This window comes from Parabacteroides sp. FAFU027, from assembly GCF_022808675.1.
GTDB lineage: Bacteria > Bacteroidota > Bacteroidia > Bacteroidales > UBA7332 > CAXXIC01.
In genome coordinates this window covers 73,672-94,474 of the sequence record NZ_JAKZKV010000005.1, presented here as the reverse complement: position 1 = coordinate 94,474, position 20,803 = coordinate 73,672, and the positions used below count along the sequence as shown (strand labels likewise).

16 protein-coding genes are annotated in these 20,803 nt (G+C 42.5%); 10 read left to right on the top strand and 6 right to left on the bottom strand.

What is annotated here, in order from left to right; all coding sequences use genetic code 11:
• Positions 1–47: 47 nt before the first annotated feature.
• The gene (locus MLE17_RS09180; RefSeq protein ID WP_243348493.1) at positions 48–665 is read right to left on the bottom strand and encodes an ATP-binding cassette domain-containing protein; all 618 of its coding nucleotides are present in this window, start codon (positions 663–665) and stop codon (positions 48–50) included.
• Positions 666–838: 173 nt separating this feature from the next.
• Between MLE17_RS09180 and trmB the strand changes: the two genes are divergently transcribed.
• Entirely contained in the window at positions 839–1,618 is a 780-nt protein-coding gene (trmB, locus tag MLE17_RS09175; RefSeq protein WP_243348492.1) for a tRNA (guanosine(46)-N7)-methyltransferase TrmB, read from the top strand.
• The gene (locus MLE17_RS09170; RefSeq protein ID WP_243348491.1) at positions 1,602–2,705 is read left to right on the top strand and encodes an Mrp/NBP35 family ATP-binding protein; all 1,104 of its coding nucleotides are present in this window, start codon (positions 1,602–1,604) and stop codon (positions 2,703–2,705) included. The genes trmB and MLE17_RS09170 overlap by 17 nt, the downstream gene beginning before the upstream one ends.
• Positions 2,706–2,951: 246 nt before the next feature.
• Here MLE17_RS09170 and MLE17_RS09165 read toward each other — a convergent pair whose 3' ends face one another.
• Both MLE17_RS09165 and MLE17_RS09160 read right to left on the bottom strand, forming a co-directional pair.
• Positions 2,952–3,299, bottom strand: a complete 348-nt coding sequence (locus MLE17_RS09165) for a MerR family transcriptional regulator (protein ID WP_243348490.1) — start codon at positions 3,297–3,299, stop codon at positions 2,952–2,954.
• Positions 3,300–3,342: 43 nt separating this feature from the next.
• Positions 3,343–4,311: a M23 family metallopeptidase gene (locus MLE17_RS09160; RefSeq protein WP_243348489.1), complete on the bottom strand. Its 969-nt coding sequence runs from the start codon at positions 4,309–4,311 to the stop codon at positions 3,343–3,345.
• A 228-nt stretch (positions 4,312–4,539) separates the two neighbouring features.
• Between MLE17_RS09160 and alaS the strand changes: the two genes are divergently transcribed.
• Positions 4,540–7,158 carry an alanine--tRNA ligase gene (gene alaS, locus MLE17_RS09155; RefSeq protein WP_243348488.1) on the top strand — a complete coding sequence of 873 codons (2,619 nt, stop codon included), beginning with the start codon at positions 4,540–4,542 and terminating at the stop codon, positions 7,156–7,158.
• A gap of 508 nt (positions 7,159–7,666) precedes the next feature.
• Here alaS and MLE17_RS09150 read toward each other — a convergent pair.
• A complete protein-coding gene (locus tag MLE17_RS09150) occupies positions 7,667–8,362 on the bottom strand; it encodes a pseudouridine synthase (RefSeq protein ID WP_243348487.1) in 696 nt (231 codons plus the stop codon).
• A 149-nt stretch (positions 8,363–8,511) separates the two neighbouring features.
• Between MLE17_RS09150 and ileS the strand changes: the two genes are divergently transcribed.
• The 5 genes from ileS (at position 8,512) to MLE17_RS09125 (ending at position 14,744) form a co-directional block, all read left to right on the top strand.
• Complete coding sequence (gene ileS, locus MLE17_RS09145; protein ID WP_243348486.1) at positions 8,512–11,931, top strand: isoleucine--tRNA ligase; 3,420 nt, start codon at positions 8,512–8,514, stop codon at positions 11,929–11,931.
• An 80-nt stretch (positions 11,932–12,011) separates the two neighbouring features.
• Positions 12,012–12,389 (top strand): TraR/DksA family transcriptional regulator, encoded by a 378-nt coding sequence (locus MLE17_RS09140; protein WP_243348485.1) that lies wholly within the window; start codon positions 12,012–12,014, stop codon positions 12,387–12,389.
• Positions 12,390–12,482: 93 nt separating this feature from the next.
• Positions 12,483–13,112, top strand: coding sequence for a lipoprotein signal peptidase (locus tag MLE17_RS09135; protein ID WP_243348484.1), 630 nt, complete (start codon positions 12,483–12,485; stop codon positions 13,110–13,112).
• Positions 13,072–13,872: a DUF4296 domain-containing protein gene (locus MLE17_RS09130; RefSeq protein ID WP_243348483.1), complete on the top strand. Its 801-nt coding sequence runs from the start codon at positions 13,072–13,074 to the stop codon at positions 13,870–13,872. The genes MLE17_RS09135 and MLE17_RS09130 overlap by 41 nt, the downstream gene beginning before the upstream one ends.
• 71 nt (positions 13,873–13,943) lie before the next feature.
• Positions 13,944–14,744: an MBL fold metallo-hydrolase gene (locus MLE17_RS09125; protein ID WP_243348482.1), complete on the top strand. Its 801-nt coding sequence runs from the start codon at positions 13,944–13,946 to the stop codon at positions 14,742–14,744.
• A gap of 49 nt (positions 14,745–14,793) precedes the next feature.
• On the opposite strand, the gene MLE17_RS09120 is transcribed toward MLE17_RS09125, so the two are convergent.
• Both MLE17_RS09120 and MLE17_RS09115 read right to left on the bottom strand, forming a co-directional pair.
• Positions 14,794–15,558: a LytR/AlgR family response regulator transcription factor gene (locus MLE17_RS09120; RefSeq protein WP_243348481.1), complete on the bottom strand. Its 765-nt coding sequence runs from the start codon at positions 15,556–15,558 to the stop codon at positions 14,794–14,796.
• A gap of 29 nt (positions 15,559–15,587) precedes the next feature.
• Positions 15,588–16,688 (bottom strand): sensor histidine kinase, encoded by a 1,101-nt coding sequence (locus MLE17_RS09115; protein ID WP_243348480.1) that lies wholly within the window; start codon positions 16,686–16,688, stop codon positions 15,588–15,590.
• A 242-nt stretch (positions 16,689–16,930) separates the two neighbouring features.
• On the opposite strand from MLE17_RS09115, the gene MLE17_RS09110 reads away from it, so the two are divergent.
• The gene (locus tag MLE17_RS09110) at positions 16,931–19,681 is read left to right on the top strand and encodes an outer membrane beta-barrel protein (protein WP_243348479.1); all 2,751 of its coding nucleotides are present in this window, start codon (positions 16,931–16,933) and stop codon (positions 19,679–19,681) included.
• A gap of 140 nt (positions 19,682–19,821) precedes the next feature.
• A complete protein-coding gene (locus MLE17_RS09105; protein ID WP_243348478.1) occupies positions 19,822–20,727 on the top strand; it encodes a hypothetical protein in 906 nt (301 codons plus the stop codon).
• Positions 20,728–20,803: the final 76 nt, after the last annotated feature.

Here is a 20,803-nt window from a genome sequence, read left to right as displayed (position 1 = left end):
AAAACTGAGTGAAGCTTCGTGAACTTAGTGGCTTAGTGGTAAATTTCTTAATTTATCGGAATGATTCGGTCAAAAGCCTCTGCAAAGCGCCGGTCATGCGTAACTATTACTACGGTAGTATTTTTCATCTCCTTCAAAAAGCGTATCACCAGATCAACACTTCCGGCATCCAGTGCAGAGGTTGGTTCATCCAGCAGTACAATCGGCTTGTCTAACAACGCAATCAGAGCAAGTAATACACGCTGCTTCTGTCCGCCGGAGATTTCATTCAGCTTTTTATGCAAAATCTCTTTTTCCAGATTGAGAGTGGTAAAAACAGACAGAATCCGTTCATCCGAAACAGTTTTCTTTCGGTTTGCCTTGAAGCTGAAAGGGGAGAGGAGCAGCTCTTTCACCGTTGGATAAGGAAATGAAATATCTTGTGGCAGAAACGCCGTTTTCGCGCGAATTGTATGGATAGAATGTGCAGAGATGGCTTCACTATCTATCCGGATTTCACCGCTTTCTGGTTGCACAAAGCCCAGAATGGCATGTAGCAGCGTTGATTTACCGGAACCGGATTCGCCGACAAAACAGATTTTTTCACCTGCTTTGATGTCTGTCGAGAAGTTATTGATTACGGTCTTACCGTTGTAGGAAATGGTGATATTTTCGAATTGAATCATGGGTTTCAGTTCAAGATAAGTTGGTACAAATGTATGAAAATTCAACAGCCATTTCTCCGATTCTGCTCAATAGGAGTTGATTTGTGGCCGGCAGAGTCTATTTTTATTATCTGACGGCTTTTACCACCCGTTTTTTACATGTATTTTTGCACTCGCAAAACTTAACATTCTATATGGGAAAGAACAAACTCAAGAAATTCAGTGATATGGATACTTATCCTCATGTCTTTCAATTTCCTTTCGCCGCTTTGCAGGAGAACGGATTTGACCTGAAAGGCAACTGGGGTAAGCAGTTTTTCAAAAATGACAATCCGATTGTGCTTGAATTGGGTTGTGGAAAAGGGGAATACACCGTAGGACTGGCTAAATTATATCCGGAAAAAAACTTTATCGGTGTAGATGTAAAAGGTGCCCGTATGTGGTCCGGAGCCAAACAATCGCTTCAGGAGGGTATGACCAATGTTGCGTTTCTCCGCACGGATATTGAGCTGATTCATTACTTCTTTGCTGCAAATGAAGTCTCTGAGATTTGGATTACGTTCCCGGATCCACAGATGAAAAAGGTGCGCAAACGTCTGACATCGACCCGTTTCATGGAATTGTACCGTCAGATTCTTACTCCGAACGGTATTGTACATTTAAAATCAGACAGCAACTTTATGTTTACCTATACCAAATATATGGTGGAAGCCAACAGCTATCCGGTGATTCGTTGCACGGATGATTTGTATCATTCGGATATTGTCGACCCGATACTTTCTATCCGCACATTCTACGAGCAGCAATGGCTGGAGCGCGGACTGAACATTAAATACATTCAGTTTGTTTGTGAACCCAGAGAAAATTTAATCGAGCCGGATGTTGAAATCGAATACGATGATTATCGCAGTTTCAACCGTGGCCGTAGAAGTGATACCTCCAAAAAGAAACAGGAAGATGGCATTATATCCTAATTTAATTCTTGACGCACTAAAAAACGTGCGTTATCCAGGTACCGGAAAAGACATTGTTTCTGCCGGTATGGTCGAAGATGACTTGCGCATCGACGGCAATAAAGTGACCTTTTCACTTGTCTTCGAGAAACCGAATGACCCATTTATCAAATCAGTGGTAAAAGCTGCCGAAACCGCTATTCTTACCTATGTGGGAGAAGAAGTTGAGATAAAGGGGAATATTTCAGTGAAAGCTAAACAATTAGCACGTCCTGAGCCAGCGAAGCTTTTACCTCAGGTAAAGAATATTATCGCCATTTCCTCCGGTAAAGGTGGTGTGGGTAAATCCACTGTTTCGGCTAATCTTGCCGTTGCATTGGCAAAGATGGGTTACAAAGTAGGCCTGCTCGATGCCGATATTTTCGGTCCATCGGTTCCTAAGATGTTTGACGTGGAAGAGGTTCGTCCTTTTCTCGAAAACATCGATGGGCGTGACCTGATTATCCCGGCTGAGAAATACGGCGTTAAATTGCTCTCTATCGGCTTCTTTGTTGATAAAGATAATGCAGTACTCTGGCGTGGCGGAATGGCCAGCAACGCTTTAAAACAGCTGATTGCAGATGCCCACTGGGGTGAGCTTGATTACTTCTTGCTGGATTTGCCCCCCGGTACCAGTGATATTCACCTTACCTTGGTGCAAACGCTTGCCATTACCGGCGCAATCGTGGTTTCTACACCGCAGGAAGTGGCGTTGGCCGATGCACGCAAGGGTATTGATATGTTTGTTGGTGAAAAGGTAAACGTGCCTGTTTTAGGTTTGGTGGAGAATATGGCTTGGTTTACACCGGCAGAACTTCCGCAAAATAAATACTACATCTTTGGAAAAGAAGGTGCTAAGCGCTTGTCTGAAGAGATGAAGGTTCCATTGCTCGGACAAATTCCAATCGTACAAAGTATCTGTGAAGGAGGAGACAAGGGTGCTCCAGTTGCTTTGGATGAAAACTCAATGACGGGTCAGGCATTCATACACTTAGCAGAATCGGTGGTGGAGCAGGTGCATCTTCGAAACGAAAAACAAGCTCCAACAAAAAGAGTGGAAGTTAAATAACTCCGTCAACTTTAAGGCGATTTTAATGTGATTTTTAAGGCTTTGTCGAGTGTAAAGGCTTATCTTTGTATAAGCAAAGAAAAACAATACATACTTTCTCTACAAAAGACGCATCAAAGTGATTTCGGTGCGTCTTTTTTTACCGAACTGGCCGTGCAAAAATATTTGCAGAACAAAACGGAGAAAAGCAACAATCTTTATAGAATGCTTTACTCCGTTTTTGTCTTGGATGACGCAAGGGGGGTATTATTCTATTGCATCCAGTTCGGCCTTCATGGCCAAAAGCTCTTCTTTCAGGGTTTGCAGACGGGTAATGATTTCGTGATTTTTGGTGACGCCATCTTTGTTGTCTTTGATTTTCTTTTTGGCCCCATCCAGAGTAAGTCCTTTTTCTTTAACCAAATGGTATATCAGCTTTATATTATCAATGTCTTCTTTGCGGTATGAACGTGTCCCTTTAGTGTTTTTGCGCGGACGGATAATGTCAAACTCTCTCTCCCAGTAACGTAATAATGATTCATTTACGCCAAACATTTCTGCTACTTCACCGATTGAGTAGTATAGTTTCTGATTTTTATTCTCGATAAGTGTCATATTTCTTTCAATATTTTGAATTAGCATGTTTGCTAATTTGTAATTAGTCAAATATTTGTCCGCGGGTTTCAGCTAATTGAATCATGCGGTCGTAATCCCTTGGTGAAAGGTCGAGGAAGTAATAGAGGGCCGGATTTACCGGGCGACCATTTACATGCACCTCGTAGTGAAGGTGAGGGGCGGTTGATTTGCCCGTACTACCCACGTAGCCGATAACCTCACCGCGTTTTACAGTTTGCCCGGCACGAGCCTTGAGTTTGCTCATGTGTGCATATTTTGTCTGGTAGCCGAAGCCGTGATTGATCAAGACGCAATTTCCGTAACCGGAATCCCAGCCTGCTTGTTGTACTCGCCCGTTCCCGGTGGCATAGATTGGCGTACCCACACGTGCGGTAAAGTCCATTCCAGAGTGCATTTTGGCTGTGTGATAGATGGGGTCCACGCGAACACCAAATCCTGAGGAGAGTAGTTTTAGGTCCCGATTCAGGATGGGTTGGATAGCAGGTGTACAAAGTAAACGTTCCTCACGCTTGCCTAATAAACTTACTACATCGTCAAATGACCGTGAGCGCAGATAGATTTGTTTGGCCAACAGATCCATTTTTACAGCAGTTGATTTAATCAGCTTTTCATTTGAAAGCCCGTTGATTTCATCGTATCGGCTTTCGTTTAGAATGGTGATTTGCTGTTTGTCTTGTGTCGGATTTGACTGCAGAATAACGCGGTAAAGGTTGTCGTCACGCTCTTCGATATTTCCCATTACATCCAGTGCCTTGTCCAGCCTTTTGGATAATAATTTGTTTTGCGAAGTGAGTACATCTAGTTCCCTTTTCATTTTTTTATCCGAAGGGGTGTCAAAGTAGAAGGTATAAAGCGCATAGGCGATAATTCCCACCGTGATGCCACTGATAGAGTGACGAACTGCCCCCCAGAAGCGCTCTTTTGCCGTCGGATAAACGCGTTCGTAAGTAAGAGTGGCCGGGTTATATCGGTAAAAGGTTTTCTTTCTCATCGAAAAAATGAAGCTGTTTAGTAAGTTTTATGTGCGAGAATATGGCAAAAATAGGAATTTAAGCTATTTTTGCAAACTGTTTTTGAGATAATTAACCCGTAGGTTGAGATTTTATTTTCAACATCGCTGATTATCAGACAAATAAATATCGAAGAAAGCGGTGCGTAGAATGTATTTACCCTGATGCTGACTGACACCCATTTTTCCGTAACTAACAAATTAAATTATATGTTGACTGCGAAAGAGATCCGCGAATCATTCAAAACTTTCTTTGCCTCGAAAGAACACCTCATTGTGCCTTCTGCGCCAATGGTTATTAAAGACGACCCCACGTTGATGTTTACCAATGCGGGGATGAATCAGTTTAAAGATATCATTCTGGGGAATGCGCCAGCCAAGAGTAAGCGTGTAGCGGACTCACAGAAATGCCTCCGTGTAAGTGGTAAGCATAATGACCTTGAAGAGGTGGGGATTGATACCTATCACCACACGATGTTTGAGATGTTGGGAAACTGGTCATTTGGTGATTATTTCAAGAAAGAGTCTATCGAATGGGCGTGGGAGTATCTCGTTGAAGTGCTGAAGCTAGATCCTAATCGTCTCTATGCAACCGTTTTTGAAGGTTATGCGCCTGAAGGCTTGGAGCGCGATGATGAAGCCGCAGGATATTGGGGGAAATTCCTTCCCGAGGAGCGTATTATCAATGGAAATCGTAAAGATAACTTCTGGGAAATGGGTGATACCGGTCCTTGCGGCCCTTGCTCTGAAATTCACATAGACCTCCGTAGTGACGAGGAGCGCGCCCAGGTAGATGGTCGTTCGCTTGTAAATGAAAGCCACCCGCAGGTGATTGAAATCTGGAATCACGTATTTATGCAGTTCAACCGCAAAGCTGATGGTTCGCTTGAAGCACTGCCGGCTAAGGTGATTGATACCGGTATGGGATTTGAACGCCTTTGTATGGCTATTCAGGGGAAAACTTCCAACTACGATACCGATGTGTTCCAACCTATTATTCGTGCAATTGGTGCTTTGGCGGGAAAAAGTTATGGTGACAGCGAGCAGACCGATATTGCAATGCGTGTAATTGCTGACCATATCCGCACCATTGCATTTTCTATTACTGACGGACAATTGCCGTCTAATGCAAAAGCGGGCTACGTAATCCGCCGTATTTTGCGCCGTGCTGTTCGTTACGGATATACTTTCCTTGGCCAGCACCAGCCGTTTATGCATAAATTGTTGCCGGCGTTAATTGATACGATGGGTGACGCATATCCAGAGTTGATTGCGCAGCAAGATTTGATTCAGAAGGTAATCAAAGAGGAAGAGGAGTCATTCCTTCGTACTCTGGAGACTGGTATTCGTCTGCTTGAAAAGGTAATGGGCGAAGCTAAAGCTGCCGGCACAACCGGTATCAGTGGAAAGGTCGCCTTTACATTATACGATACTTACGGATTCCCGCTCGATCTTACCGAGCTAATCCTGAAAGAAAACGGACTTACCGTCGATTTAGAAGAATTCAGCGCCGAAATGCAAAAACAAAAAGAGCGTGCCCGTAATGCTGCTGCTACTGAAACTGGTGACTGGGTAGTTGTCAAGGAGGGAGATCCTGTTTTTGTCGGTTACGACTTTACAGAATGTGATGCAGAAATTCTTCGTTACCGCAAGATTAAACAGAAAAACCAGGAGCTTTACCAATTGGTATTGGATAAAACGCCTTTCTATGCTGAAAGTGGTGGTCAGGTAGGCGACTGTGGTAAGTTAGTTTTTGAAGGTGAAGTTATCGAAATCATTAATACTAAAAAAGAGAATAACCTCTCTGTCCACTTTAGCGCAAAATTGCCGGCTGATCCTACGCAGGCTTTCAAAGCGGCAATTGATGAGGAAAAACGCAGAGCAACTGCAGCTAATCACTCAGCTACTCACTTGCTGCACGAAGCATTGCGCGAAGTATTAGGTCCTCATGTTGAGCAAAAAGGTTCGTTGGTCACTCCGGATAGCCTTCGCTTTGACTTTTCGCATTTCCAGAAAGTAACAGATGAAGAGTTGCGTGAAGTTGAGCGTATGGCAAATGAAAAAGTGCGTCAGAATATTGCCCTTGAAGAGCATCGTCAAATGCCTATTGCTCAGGCAAAAGAGCTGGGAGCTATGGCTTTGTTTGGCGAAAAATATGGTGATGACGTGCGTGTAATCCGTTTTGGTTCTTCTGTTGAGCTGTGTGGGGGTACTCACGTGTTAGCTACCGGTAATATTGGCTTGATTAAAGTTGTTTCTGAAAGTTCTATTGCAGCCGGTGTCCGTCGTGTCGAGGCTGTAACAGGTGTGAAGACCGAAGAGCTCTTTAATCAGCAACAAGATATCCTTAAAGAACTGCGAGCATTGCTTAATAATGTGCCAAACCTCATCGGTGCAGTCAAAAAAGCGCTTGAAGAAAATAGCGAACTGAAAAAACAGATCGAAGAGTTCATGAATCAGCGAGTCGCTGCAGTTAAAGATGAATTGCTAAAGAATGCTCAAGAGCGTGGTGGCGTGAAGTTGATTCGTTTGGCTGATGAATTACCAGCTGATGCTGTAAAGAATATCGCCTTCCAATTGAGAGGCCAGGTGGCTGAAAACTTGCTTTTCGTAGCTGGTACATTGGCCGACGGTAAGCCGCTTCTGACAGTGATCTTAAGCGATGATCTGGTGGCTAAAGGCATGAATGCTTCAGTAATGGTTCGGGAGGCTGCTAAGCTCATCCAGGGTGGCGGCGGTGGTCAGCCTCACTTTGCAACTGCCGGTGGAAAAAACAGCGAAGGGCTCGATGCTGCGCTTGATAAGATTGTGGCTTTGGCCGGAATCTAACTGAGGCTGTGTACGTAAAGGATTTCAATTTATTGTATGACAATTTGTCGTGGATTCTTGCGATTAACGATTGATTGTTAATTTAACAAACAAAAGAGGCGGTGTAAATTTACTCCGCCTCTTTTGTTTGTTATTTCTTGCACAGCTTTTCCTTAACATATAGTATGAGTTGTTGTCTCTTGGATGGTTGTAAATAACTGATTTACTGTTTGCTGTGAATGAAAGTGATGGGAAATAAAAAAGGGACATTTCTCAATGTCCCTTCTTCAATAGGTTTTCAATAGGTATTAGTTTTTTAAGGTAAAAAAAGATTGTTTAGGTTATTGTCCTGCAAATATCTACCTTTTTCGGTTCGTCTCCAAATAAAAAAACATATTGTACAGCATGTTTTGCAAAGATGTTTCAGTTTTGTGACAAATAAGGCAGTTTTATCTGCGAAACAGCACAAATATAGTGTTGAATTGGAGCGGTTGTACTTCATTTGGTCATAATAATGCTAAATTTCAACTTAGAGATAGCCAATTTGTACAATAAACCGGCTGTTCGTAATAATCTGCCAATGAGATGGGAATGGAGCTTCTATAAAAAGCTTGTGGTTGGTTTCCGGATGATAAATCCGAATCGAGCGAGCGTGCAGAAACATTTCGCTTATTTCCATCTTTTCGGTGAAAATGCGGTTTTGCTTACCATCGCCATGTACCCGGTCGTTGATGATGTAATGTCGAAGTTGAGCCAGATGTTGGCGGATTTGGTGCCAGCGTCCTGTGAGCGGATAAGCATCGATAATAGAGAATCGTGCAGTAGGGTAGCGGTCAGTAGCCAGCGGTAGTTCGAATTGCTTTACCGGAATAAATCGAGTAGAAGCATCCTGAAGATTGCCCCGGTCATTTTTTACCTGGCGTTCACATATAACTTCCTGATGGATCCAGCCGCGAACTAATGCCGAATATTGTTTGTGTAATTCGCCATTAGTCAGTTGTTCGTTGAGCTTTTTTGCGCAGTCTGAAGAGAAAGCAAAGAGTAGCACTCCTGAAGTAGGACGGTCTATGCGATGCACAGGATATAGTTTCCGTCCAATCTGGTCACGAAGCATCTGCAATGCAAATTTTTCGTTCTCCTCTGCAATAGAAGTGCGGTGAACCAGTAATCCGCAGGGTTTATTAATAGCGATTAAACACTCATCTTGATAAAGTATTTCCAGCATACATTGAAATTTGGAGCGCAAAGATAGGGCTTTTCTTCTCCTTCGCGCTTAAACCCGATAAACCCTTTCGACTTTCACGGAAAAATGATTAATTTCGCGCGTTCATTTTAACAAGCATTTATCAGACATACCAAGCATATATTACCGATATGAAAAAATTTAATGAGTATTCCCGTTTTGATTTATCTGAAATCAATAAAGAGATGTTGAAGAAATGGGATGAAAACGATGTCTTTCACAAGAGTTTAGCTACCCGCGAAGGAAAACCGTCATTCGTATTTTACGAAGGGCCTCCATCCGCAAACGGTATGCCCGGTATTCACCACGTGATGGCCCGTTCAATTAAAGACATTTTCTGCCGGTATAAAACAATGAAGGGCTTCCACGTAAAACGTAAAGCCGGATGGGATACGCACGGTCTTCCTGTAGAGTTGGGCGTGGAAAAAGCGCTCGGTATTACCAAGGAAGATATCGGTAGAAAAATCACTGTGGCAGAGTATAACGCTGCCTGCCGTAAAGATGTGATGAAATATACCAAAGAATGGGAAGACCTGACCCATAAAATGGGTTATTGGGTGGATATGAACGATCCATACATCACTTATGACAACCGCTATATTGAGACGCTTTGGTATTTGCTCAAAGAGCTTTACAAAAAAGACTTCCTTTATAAAGGTTACACCATTCAGCCATATTCTCCTGCTGCAGGTACCGGTCTGAGTACACACGAGTTGAATCAGCCGGGATGTTATAAGGATGTCAAAGATACTACCTGTGTGGCTCAGTTTAAGGTAAAAGCTTCTGCTTTGGAAAAACTGAATCTGCCAGAATGGGGTGAAACATATTTCCTTGCCTGGACGACCACTCCATGGACGTTACCTTCCAATACTGCACTTTGTGTAGGCCCGAATATCGAGTATGTTGCTATTCAAACCTACAATCCATATACTCATGTGCCTGAAACGGTGATCATGGCAAAACCATTGGTAGGAACGCTCTTCAGCGCTAAAGCCAATGCCTTGAAGCTGGAAGATTACAAATCAGGTGATAAGCTGATTCCTTTCAATATTATTTCGGAATGTAAAGGTTTTGACCTTGAGGGGCTTGAGTACGAGCAGTTAATTCCATGGATTAATCCGGGAGATGGTGCTTTTCGCGTGATTACCGGAGAGTTTGTAACTACCGAAGACGGTACAGGTATCGTACACATTGCACCTACCTTTGGTGCTGATGACGACCGTGTGGCTAAAGCACATGGCGTGCCGCCGTTGATGCTGATTGATAAAGACGGCAACCGTCGTCCTATGGTTGACCTGAGTGGTAAATACTTCAATCTGGCTGATCTGGATGTTGAATTCGTAAAAGAATCTGTAAACACAGAGCTATATAATGAATTTGCAGGACGCTTCGTGAAAAACGCTTACGATGCGAACCTGAAAGAGGATGATGCAACGCTTGATGTGGACATCTGTGTGATGCTGAAACAGCAAAATCTGGCGTTCAAGATCGAAAAACATACCCACAACTACCCACATTGCTGGCGTACCGACAAACCGGTCCTTTACTATCCGTTGGATAGCTGGTTTATCCGCACTACAGCTTGCCGTGACCGCCTGATCGAACTCAACAATACAATCAACTGGAAACCGCAATCAACCGGTACAGGCCGTTTCGGTAAATGGTTGGAAAACCTGCAAGACTGGAACCTGTCACGCAGCCGTTACTGGGGTACTCCGCTGCCAATCTGGCGTACTGAGGATGGCCTGGAAGAGCTATGTGTGGGTTCGGTAGAAGAGCTTTACAATGAAATCGAAAAAGCCGTTGCCGCAGGGTTGATGGACGAAAATCCGATCAAATCATTCCAACCGGGTGTTTATACCACTGAAAATTATGATAAAATAGATCTACACCGTCCGTTTGTGGATGATATCACGTTGATTTCCGGAAGTGGAAAACCGATGAAGCGTGAGCTTGACCTGATTGACGTTTGGTTTGATTCAGGAGCCATGCCATATGCTCAGATTCATTATCCGTTTGAAAATAAAGAGGCATTTGATAGCAAAGATATTTATCCGGCAGACTTCATCGCGGAAGGTGTTGACCAGACTCGTGGCTGGTTCTTTACATTGCATGCTATTGCAACGATGTGTTTTGATTCAAAAGCATTCAAAACTGTAGTTTCTAACGGTTTGGTTCTGGATAAAAACGGGAACAAGATGTCTAAACGTCTCGGTAATGCTGTGGATCCATTCTCAACAATTGATAAATATGGTTCTGATCCGCTGCGCTGGTATATGATTACTAATGCGTCACCGTGGGATAACCTCAAATTTGACATCGAAGGTATCGAAGAAGTTCGCCGTAAATTCTTCGGTACGCTATACAATACCTATTCATTCTTTGCCCTTTATGCCAATGTGGACAGTTTCGCGTTTGCTGAGGCTGAAATTCCGTACAACGAGCGTCCGGAGATTGACCGCTGGATCATTTCATTGCTGAATACATTGGTAAAAGATGTGGATGAATATTATGCATCTTACGAGCCTACCAAAGCCGGACGTGCTATCTCCGACTTCGTAAACGACAATCTGAGTAACTGGTACGTTCGCCTGAACCGTAAACGTTTCTGGGGTGGGGTGTTGGATGACGATAAAAAAGCGGCATATCAGACATTACATGCATGTTTGGTAACTGTTGCACAGTTAATGGCTCCTATTGCTCCATTTTTCGCAGATAGCCTTTATAATAAATTAATTTCAGACGAGGATAATTTTAAGTCGGTTCACTTGTCTGATTTCCCGGTTTGTCATGCAGAAGTAGTGGACAAAACATTAGAGGAGCGTATGCAACTGGCACAGGATATTTCATCTATGGCATTGGCATTGCGCAAGAAGGTAAATATCAAAGTCCGTCAACCGCTGCATGAGATCAAAATCCCGTATTCGGATGCATCATTAAAAGAGAATATACTTTGTGTAAGCGATATTATCCGTAATGAATTAAATGTAAAAGGAATCGGCTTTATTCCAGCTTCAGAAGGATTTATTGTCCGCAAGATCAAACCGGACTTCAAGAAGTTAGGTCCAAAATGCGGTAAAAATATGAAGCAGGTGGCAGTAATGCTTCAAGAGCTTACACAACCTCAGATTGTGGCATTTGAAGAAGACGGAAATTATGTACTGAAAATCGACAATCAGGAGATTGTGGTTGACCTGACCGACGTGGAATTTATCTCGGAAGATATCCCGGGCTGGTTGGTGGCAAATGAAGGCAAACTAACCGTAGCACTTGACATCACTATCACCGACGATTTGCGTAAAGAAGGGCTTGCCCGTGAGCTGGTAAATCGTATCCAGAACATTCGTAAATCAAGCGGATTTGAGATTACAGATAAAATTAAGATCAAATTATCCAGTCACGAACAAATAAATGATGCGGTCAAAGAATATGCTGATTACATCGCTAATCAGGTGTTGGCAACTGACATTGAACTGGTTGACGAAGTAAAAGATGGTACGGAGTTGAACTTTGATGAATTTATCTTGTTTGTTAATGTAATAAAAGCGTAACCGGTATTGGTATATCTCAAATATTTGTATAATTTCGCAGTATTAGAGAACCGTTTGTAGAACCTTAAAAACTTAGTATTATGTCAGAAAAAACCAGATATTCAGACGAAGAGTTATCAGAATTCAAAGAAATTATTCTGGATAAACTTGAAAAAGCACAGCGTGATTACGATTTGCTTAAATCATCCATCACAAACACGGATGGTAATGACATCAGCGATACATCACCAACCTTTAAAGTATTGGAAGAGGGAGCTGCCACGCTTTCAAAAGAGGAAGCCGGCAGATTGGCTCAACGTCAAATGAAATTCATCCAACACCTTCAGGCTGCGTTGGTACGTATTGAAAATAAAACCTACGGTATTTGCCGTGAAACCGGTAAACTTATTCCGAAGGAACGTCTGCGTGCAGTGCCTCATGCAACATTAAGCATTGAAGCCAAAGACACTCAGAAATAGGAATTTAAATTATTCTATAATTTGCAATTCGACAATGAAGGCTGAATAAAAACCTCAATTGTCGAATTGTTTTTTGCTATAAAGTCACTAAAAATGAAACTTACAACCGGCCATAAGTCCATCTTAATCATCTTTGCTGTATTATTTGTTGACCAATTTGTGAAAATCTGGATTAAGACGCACATGCAGTTGCACGAGTCGATTGAGGTGACCAAATGGTTTTATATCTATTTTACGGAAAACAACGGAATGGCCTTTGGCATGGAGCTTTTCAGCAAGATTTTCCTTTCGTTGTTCCGTATCGTAGCCGTGGGGTTTATAGGGTATTATTTGCATAAGATCATAAAGCGTCAACTCAATACTGGATATATCTATTGTATTTCTCTGATTCTGGCGGGTGCTGCCGGTAATATTTTTGATTGTCTGTTTTACGGGCTGATTTTTGACCATAGCTGGGGACAGGTGGCTGAACTTTTTCCCGTTGGAGGAGGGTATGCCCCCATGTTTTATGGAAAGGTGGTCGATATGCTTTACTTTCCTCTGATAAATACCACTTTACCTCACTGGGTTCCGATTTGGGGAGGGGAAGATTTTATTTTCTTCAGACCGATTTTTAATATTGCAGATGCAGCGATATCTGTGGGGGTGGTCATCTTGATTCTCTTTTATAATAAACAATTAAATGAAGAGACTTCAAAACCGAAAAAACACGAAGATGCGTAAGCAGATTTCCCGAATATTGTGGATAATATTGCTGCTGGCAAGCATTATCGCCTGTTCCAAAACGCCTAAAGGGGTTATTTCAGAGAAGAAAATGGAGAATATTCTTTACGATTGCTATGTCGGTTCGAGTATGACTGAAAACCAGTCAATTGATCCGAGACTTGACCCTTCTCAGGTTAAAAGACAATACCTGTTTTCTGTTCTGAAAAAATATGAAGTATCTAAAGCTGAATATGATTCATCATTGAACTGGTACGCGCAAAATCTTAAAGTCTATTTGAAGGTTTACGACCATGTTATCGCCAGGTTGAAAAAAGAACAGAAGAAAATCCAACTGGAAAAAGGAGAATCGGCTCAACAGCAGGGGAATATTGCATCCGGAGATACTGTAAATATCTGGACAAGAAGCAATCTGGCTTTGTTAAACGAACTACCCGCATTTAGTCACTCATTTGCCGAAATTCGTGCCAATGAGAGTTTTCAGTTGAATGACCTGTATAAGTTTACAGCCAATGTCCGTAACCTTAGAAGTTCAGGGAACTTCTCACCCAAAATGGTGCTGACTGTTTGCTATACCAATGACTCTACTCAGACTGTTAGCAGAAACATCAACAACAGTTCGCGTGTAGAGTTGCAACTGAAAACATCATCAAGCCGCAAGGTTGATAAAGTAATTGCCGGATTTACACAAAACGGTTCAGGTATGGTAATGATTGAAAATATATCATTGCTTCGTATTCACGAAAAGAAGAAACCTTAAATATTCAGTCCTCAGAATTAAGACTGAAGTAACCAAGAAAATAAGCACTAACTGTAACATGACCACATGATATGGGATTACGATTTTTAAGCCTTGCCAGCGGGAGTAGTGGGAATTGCTATTACCTTGGAAATAAAGATTATGGCATTCTGATTGACGCTGGAATAGGGGTAAGGACTATAAAAAAAGCACTGAAGGATAAAGATATACCGTTTGAATCAATAGTTGCATTGTTCATCACACATGATCATGCCGACCATATCAAATCGGCTGGTGTACTGGGTGAAAAATACTATATTCCCGTTTATTCTACAGAGGAAATTCATGTAGGGATGAATAAGAACTACTCGATGACGGAGAAGATTTATCAATCAAAACGGCTGATTACTAAAAATGAGGCCGTTGAGCTGCGTGATTTCATGATAACGCCATTTGAGGTTCCTCACGATGGAACGGATAATGTCGGCTACTTTATCCAGTATAACGGCCAGAATTTTGTCTTTGCAACCGATTTGGGGCATATTCCCAATGATGTGGCGATGTATCTGTCGCAGGCAAACTATCTGGTACTCGAAGCCAACTATGACACGGAGATGCTTAAAAACGGCCGCTATTCGCCTTTCTTGAAACAACGGGTAGCAAGTAATAACGGGCACATGTCAAATAGTGATACGGCTGACTTTCTGGCAACCGTGTATGATGAAAAACTGAAATATGTTTTTCTCTGCCACCTGAGCCAGGATAACAACCATCCGGAATTGGCCTACAAGACGATGGAATATCGTTTAAACCAAAATAATATTAAGCTCGGAAAAGACCTCCATTTAACCGTCCTAAAGCGAACAACGCCTTCAGAACTGTATGAGTTCTAAAAAATACAAGAACAGCGCATCTTCAAAATTGAAAATGCGCTGTTCTTGTTTATGCTTCCTTCCCGACTTCAACTTCCGGGTAAAGTTGCTGCATCAGATTATCCTTATAAATCTTGCCAATGGAGATCTTTCTTCCGGCAATGGAAATCAGGTTCCCTTCTATCACTTCAATCGACTTCAATGCGATAATATAGGATTTATGCACCCGGCAAAAAAGATTGGCCGGTAGTTCCTCTTCCAGCTTCTTTAAAGAATAATAGGCTGTTATTTTCCTTGTTGTCAGGTGAAAGGTCACATATTCGCTTTGTCCTTCGATAAAAATCAGTTCTGAAAAATTGATTCGGTACATTTTGTGATCTGCCCGCACCATCAGGAAATCCTTTTCTGCATGTAGAGATGATTCTGCAACAGAAGAAGCAGTTGCTTGAATTTCAGTCTTTTCTATATTCTTCATACGGAGTCGTTCAATTGCTTTGTTGGCAGCCTGGAAGAAACGGGGGAAGGCAATCGGCTTAAGCAAATAATCTATAGCCTCCAGCTCATAACTTTCCAGTGCAAATTCAGAATAAGCCGTAGTAAAAATGACTGCCGGACGGTTCTTTAGCATTCTAATTAGCTCCAAACCTGTCAGGTCAGGCATATGTATATCGCTGAAAATCAAATCAACACTCTCTTTCTTCAGGAATTCCAGCGTCTCGAATGCATTGGCACAGGTTCCTACAAGTGTCAGATCAGGGATCTTTTGGACATAATCACTCAACAGTTTACGAGCCAGGTGCTCGTCGTCAATTATTAATGTTCTTAGTTGGGACATATTTAAATAAATGTAGTGTTATTCTTAGATTATATATTCTCAGGTGAATTCAGATTAATCAAAAGCTTTACCCGGAACAGATTGTCGCTTTTATTAATCTCCAGAGAATGATTATCCGGGAAGAGCAACTCCAGCCTTTTCTTTACATTATTGATTCCGATGCCGTCGCGTTTAGTAAGTTCGGTTATTAGTTTTTGAGACGGAATCGTATTTTCAGCAATAAATAAAAGTCCGTCGTGATTCTCTGATAACGTAATAGTTATACTCGAATTAGGATTCTGGTCTATGCGACTATGCTTGAAACAGTTTTCCACAAAGGGCTGGAAAAGCATGGGCGGTAGCTGAATCTGTGTGTTGTGAATTGATTTATTGAAAACCACATTCATCATATTTTCGGCCCGTAATTGCTGAAAATCAATGTAATTCTCAATGTAATGAATCTCACGTTCGATGGGAATCAGTTCCGCCTGGCATTCATCCATCACATAGCGCAACATCTCCGAGAGCTTCAGTACGGAATTCCCCGCATTTTTATCCCCCGTGTAAATCATTGAATAGATGTTGTTTAGCGCATTGAACATAAAATGAGGATTAATCTGTGATTTCAGGAATTTCAGTTCCATCAATCCCTTTTCAGTCATCAATTGCTGTGTTCTTTTTTCCTCTTGCTTTACCTTGGAGATTACATGAATGAGGGTTGTGACAAGGAATGAGCCGACAATGGTAAATCCTGTTTTTAGGAGCGGCATAATATCAAATGCCCCGAAAGGAGGCTTGTGCCCGTCAAAAAACATTCGACGAGGACGATGTTCATGTAAAAAAGGCGGTAAAAACCGGTGAATGAGTTCCCTGTCAATAGCAGAAAATATCTGGATAAAAATCAGGATACAAACGATAGATGCGATCACATAAAGGTAATTGCGATGAAATTTGAATAGACGGGGAATCAATACGAAACGGTTCAGAAATGAAATGCCAACCATGCCGAGCAGGCTGAAAAAAGCCAGCAGCAGAGAGGCCGTCAGACTGAAACGGGCATTATTTACCGTCAATAATATAAAAACCGAAAGCCAGAGCAGGAACTCACCTAATTTACTTTCAGTCAGTTGGGAAAAACTGATTTTCTTCATCCGAATGAGATTTTACGTAAAAGTACAAAGATAAGAGGCTAATAATCTAATCTATTCAACCAATGATTCATTCGTATCGACAAAGAGACGGATTTTTTTGATGAAATTCATCTTTGCCTGATTCCTTTCGTAAATGCGTTGATTGATGAAAACCGGCGTTTGGCTGAATTAATTTTCATTCCGGGAAAAGCTGCCTGATATTTGTCACATCAAACTTATCACGAATAAAACGAAATCAACATATGAAACGTATTCAACTATTATTGCTTTTATTAATCTCTGTCGCGGGTACATTTGCCCAACAATGGCAGGTGAAAGGCTCGGTATTCGACGGCTCCTCGAATCTCTCATTGCCGGGTGCCAATCTAACCTTTAATTCTCTTAAGAATGATAAGAAGTACATTGCTACAACCAGTTCTTCAGGGGAATTTACCGTAAACCTTCCAGGTGCAGGGCAATATGAACTCCAGGTTTCATTCATCGGTTACGAGAAGCTGGTAAGAACGATAAAAATAGAACGCGCGGTTCAGAATCTGGGGAAAATGTCGTTAAAAGCCAGTTCAATTACGCTCAAAGCCGTTGAAGCTGAAGGATGCGCAACCCGTGCGATACAGAAAAACGACACGATGGAATACAATGCCACCGCATTTAAAACGCTGAAAGGGAGCACTTCGGAAGACCTGATCGCTAAAATGCCCGGAATTATAGTAAGTAACGGTACAGTCAAAGTCCAGGGCGAAGAAGTGAAAAAGGTATTGGTCGATGGAAAGCCTTTCTTTGATAACGATGTAACGGCTGCATTACGGAATATTCCTTCGGATATTGTTTCAGCCATTCAGGTATTTGACAAAAAGAGCGAACAGGCACAGTTTACCGGTTTTGATGACGGTCAATCGGTGAAGACATTAAATATTGTGACTCGTGAAGATTCCCGAACCGGATATTTCGGGAAAATGACTGCAGCAGCCGGTACGGAAGACAGATATCAGTTGGGAGGTTCAGTAAATTACTTCAAAGGAGACCGTCGCATCACCATTACTGGTCAAAGCAACAATGTCAACCAGCAAAACTTTACACAGGAAGATATTCTTGGTTCAATTGGTAGCGGTAGCCGTAACCGAGGAGGTGGCGGCCCAGACGGACCTCCTCCGGGGGCAGGGGGACCTTTCGGTGGCGGTGGATCATCTGATAACAACATCGGACAGTTGGGCGGTCTATCTACTGTCAATGCGTTGGGATTCAACTATACGGATAAAATCGGCACTAAAGTAGATGTTACGGGTGGATATTTCTTCAATGCATCGGATAATTATGCGACAAAAGATCTGACCAGGACCTATTTTGACGAAACGAATGGCAAACGTGTTTATACGCAGAACAGCACATCCAGTACGCAGACCTACAATCATCGCTTCAATCTGAAGTTTGATTACGCGATAGATGATAAAAACTCGCTGACATTCGTACCCCGGGTGAGTCTGCAAAAAACAAATACGAACAGCACATTGAATGCATCAACTACGACTGATGGTGTTTTATCCAATCAAACATCGACAACTTCTGTGGGGAACGGTGATGGCTACAATATGAGCGGAATGTTGCTTTACCGTCATAAATTCGATAAAGCGGGACGTACTATTTCATTAGGGTTAAACTGTGGTCTCTCGGATAATGATCGGACTTCGCTTTACACTTCGACTTCTCCGGTGTTGAAACAGCAGATTGACAACCTCAGCTCCGGTTACAACTGGGGTGCAAACGTGATGTACACCGAACCATTGAGCAAGAATATGCAATTGATGACCAACTATAATATCAACTACAGTTACAGCGATGCAGACCGCAAAAATTATAATTACAATGGTCTGACCAATATTTACCAGGATTTGGATACAGCATTGTCAAACGTATATAACACCAATTACCTGACACAACGATTCGGAACAGGCATTCGCTTTGCAAATAAAAAAGTGAATACGATGGTTAGCCTGAATTATCAACGTGCTGATCTGGACGGAACTCAACAATTCCCAACTATTGGTACTACATCGAAGAGTTTCTCATCCATCTTACCGATGGCGATGGCAGACATCAAGTTTAACAGTCGGAAAGCGTTGCGTCTGGGACTGTTCTCTTCATCGGCTGCACCATCCGTATCCCAGTTGCAGGACGTGATTGACAATACCAACTCACTTGCTCTGACAAGTGGTAACTCAAACCTGAAAGAGCAGATCAGCACGATGCTGAATGCCCGATATACTTATACATCGCTTACGGGGCAAACCTTTATCGCGATGGTGGGTATATCAAACAAACTCAACTATATTGGAGACTCAACCTATGTGGCTGGTTCGGATCAGACATTGAAAGATGGAATTGTTCTTTCAAAAGGTAGTCAGTTTACCAAACCGGTCAATATGGATGGCTATTGGAGTGTAAATTCAATGCTGACCTACGGTATGCCGTTTGATCCATTGCGCAGTAATCTTAACCTGAGCACAAACCTGAGCTACAGCCGTCTGCCGGGCATTTATAACGGAGCCAGACTGAATACAAACAGCTATAACGTAGCTCCGACGATGGTGATGAGTAGTAATATCAGTGAAAACCTTGACTTTACATTCTCGTATAATGCTTCATGGACGCTGTCAAACAGTACGAAGTCAAATACCTCATACCTGACACAGAATGCCGGATTTAAAATCGACTGGATCACATGGTTGGGAATGACGCTTGGTAGTCAGTTTAACTGGCAGGATTACACCGGATCGACAGAACCTTATTACCTGTGGAATGCCAGCCTGGGTAAGAAAATATTTAAAAACCAGAGGGGAGAGGTTAAGTTCCAAGCGTATGACCTGTTGCACCAGAATAAAGCAATCAGCCATACAATCGCAACTGCTTACGCGGAAGACGCAACGACTAATATACTGAAACCCTATTTCATGCTCTCGTTTGTATATGACCTAAGGGTATTCAATTCGAAATCATAACTTCTCAACGACACGACATTCAATAGAGGTAAATTAGATGTTTAGGTTAGGTGCCGGCGGATAGTGATATTCGCCGGACACAATTCAGATTACATTATTGAAAACGAAATAACTAACGTACAAACTTAAAATTCAAATCAATGAAGAAACAAATTCTGATTGCAGCCCTGGGCTGTATGGCCGGGTTTTGCAGCTTACAAGCACAAAACAAGCCTTCGTGGATTCAAAGTGTCGCTATCGACGGTAAAGTCGATGAGTGGAAAGGCGCCATGCGCTTTTACGACAAGACGGCAAAGATGAAATACGGTTTTGCCAATGATGACAAATATCTCTATCTGGCTTTCCAGGTGATTGAGCCGGACGGGCAGATGAAGATTATGCGCGGGGGACTCAATATTTACCTGAAAACCAAAGTAAAACCGAAATACATCGGAACATTGAAGCTAAACGGACAGAAACCTGACCGCCAGATGATGGAGCAACAGATGGGTGAAAGACCGAAGCAACAGCAACAACAGCAGCAGGAATTTGCGCAGACGAGCGAACAGGATCAGCAGAAAGGTGGTCAGCAAGGCCAGGGAAAACGCGGACCGAATACCGATATGATGAAACAGCTTTACCTGCTGACCAAACCGACCATCGAGACTGAAGGTTTTGCCGAAAGCAATGAGATGATAGTGGCGGGTGAAAATGGAGCTATGGCTTTTCAGGTAGGATGGAATGAGCAGAATCAGATGAATATCGAATGCCGCATCCCATTGAAAGAGCTTTTCGGAGCTAAGTATGATATTGATAAAATATCGGCAAAAGATATCGCACTGATTATCAATCAGACCCAACAGGAGCAAATGCAGGGAGGTCCCGGCGGTGAAGGCGGCCCGCAAGGTGGTGGAATGCCCGGCGGAGGACATAGTGGCCCCGGTGGGGGAGGTCCTGAAGGGGGAATGGGCGGTTCCCGTGGCGGTGAAATGTCACAAAACCGCTCAGCTATGTTTGAGAAGATAAGCATTAAAAATAGTATTATTCTAGCTGTGAAGCCCGAGTAATTCGTTAATCACTTTTTCATAAACTTTTGACTATCAGAAGAGAGAAGAGCAGGAAAGCGTTTCTGCCTCTCTCTTT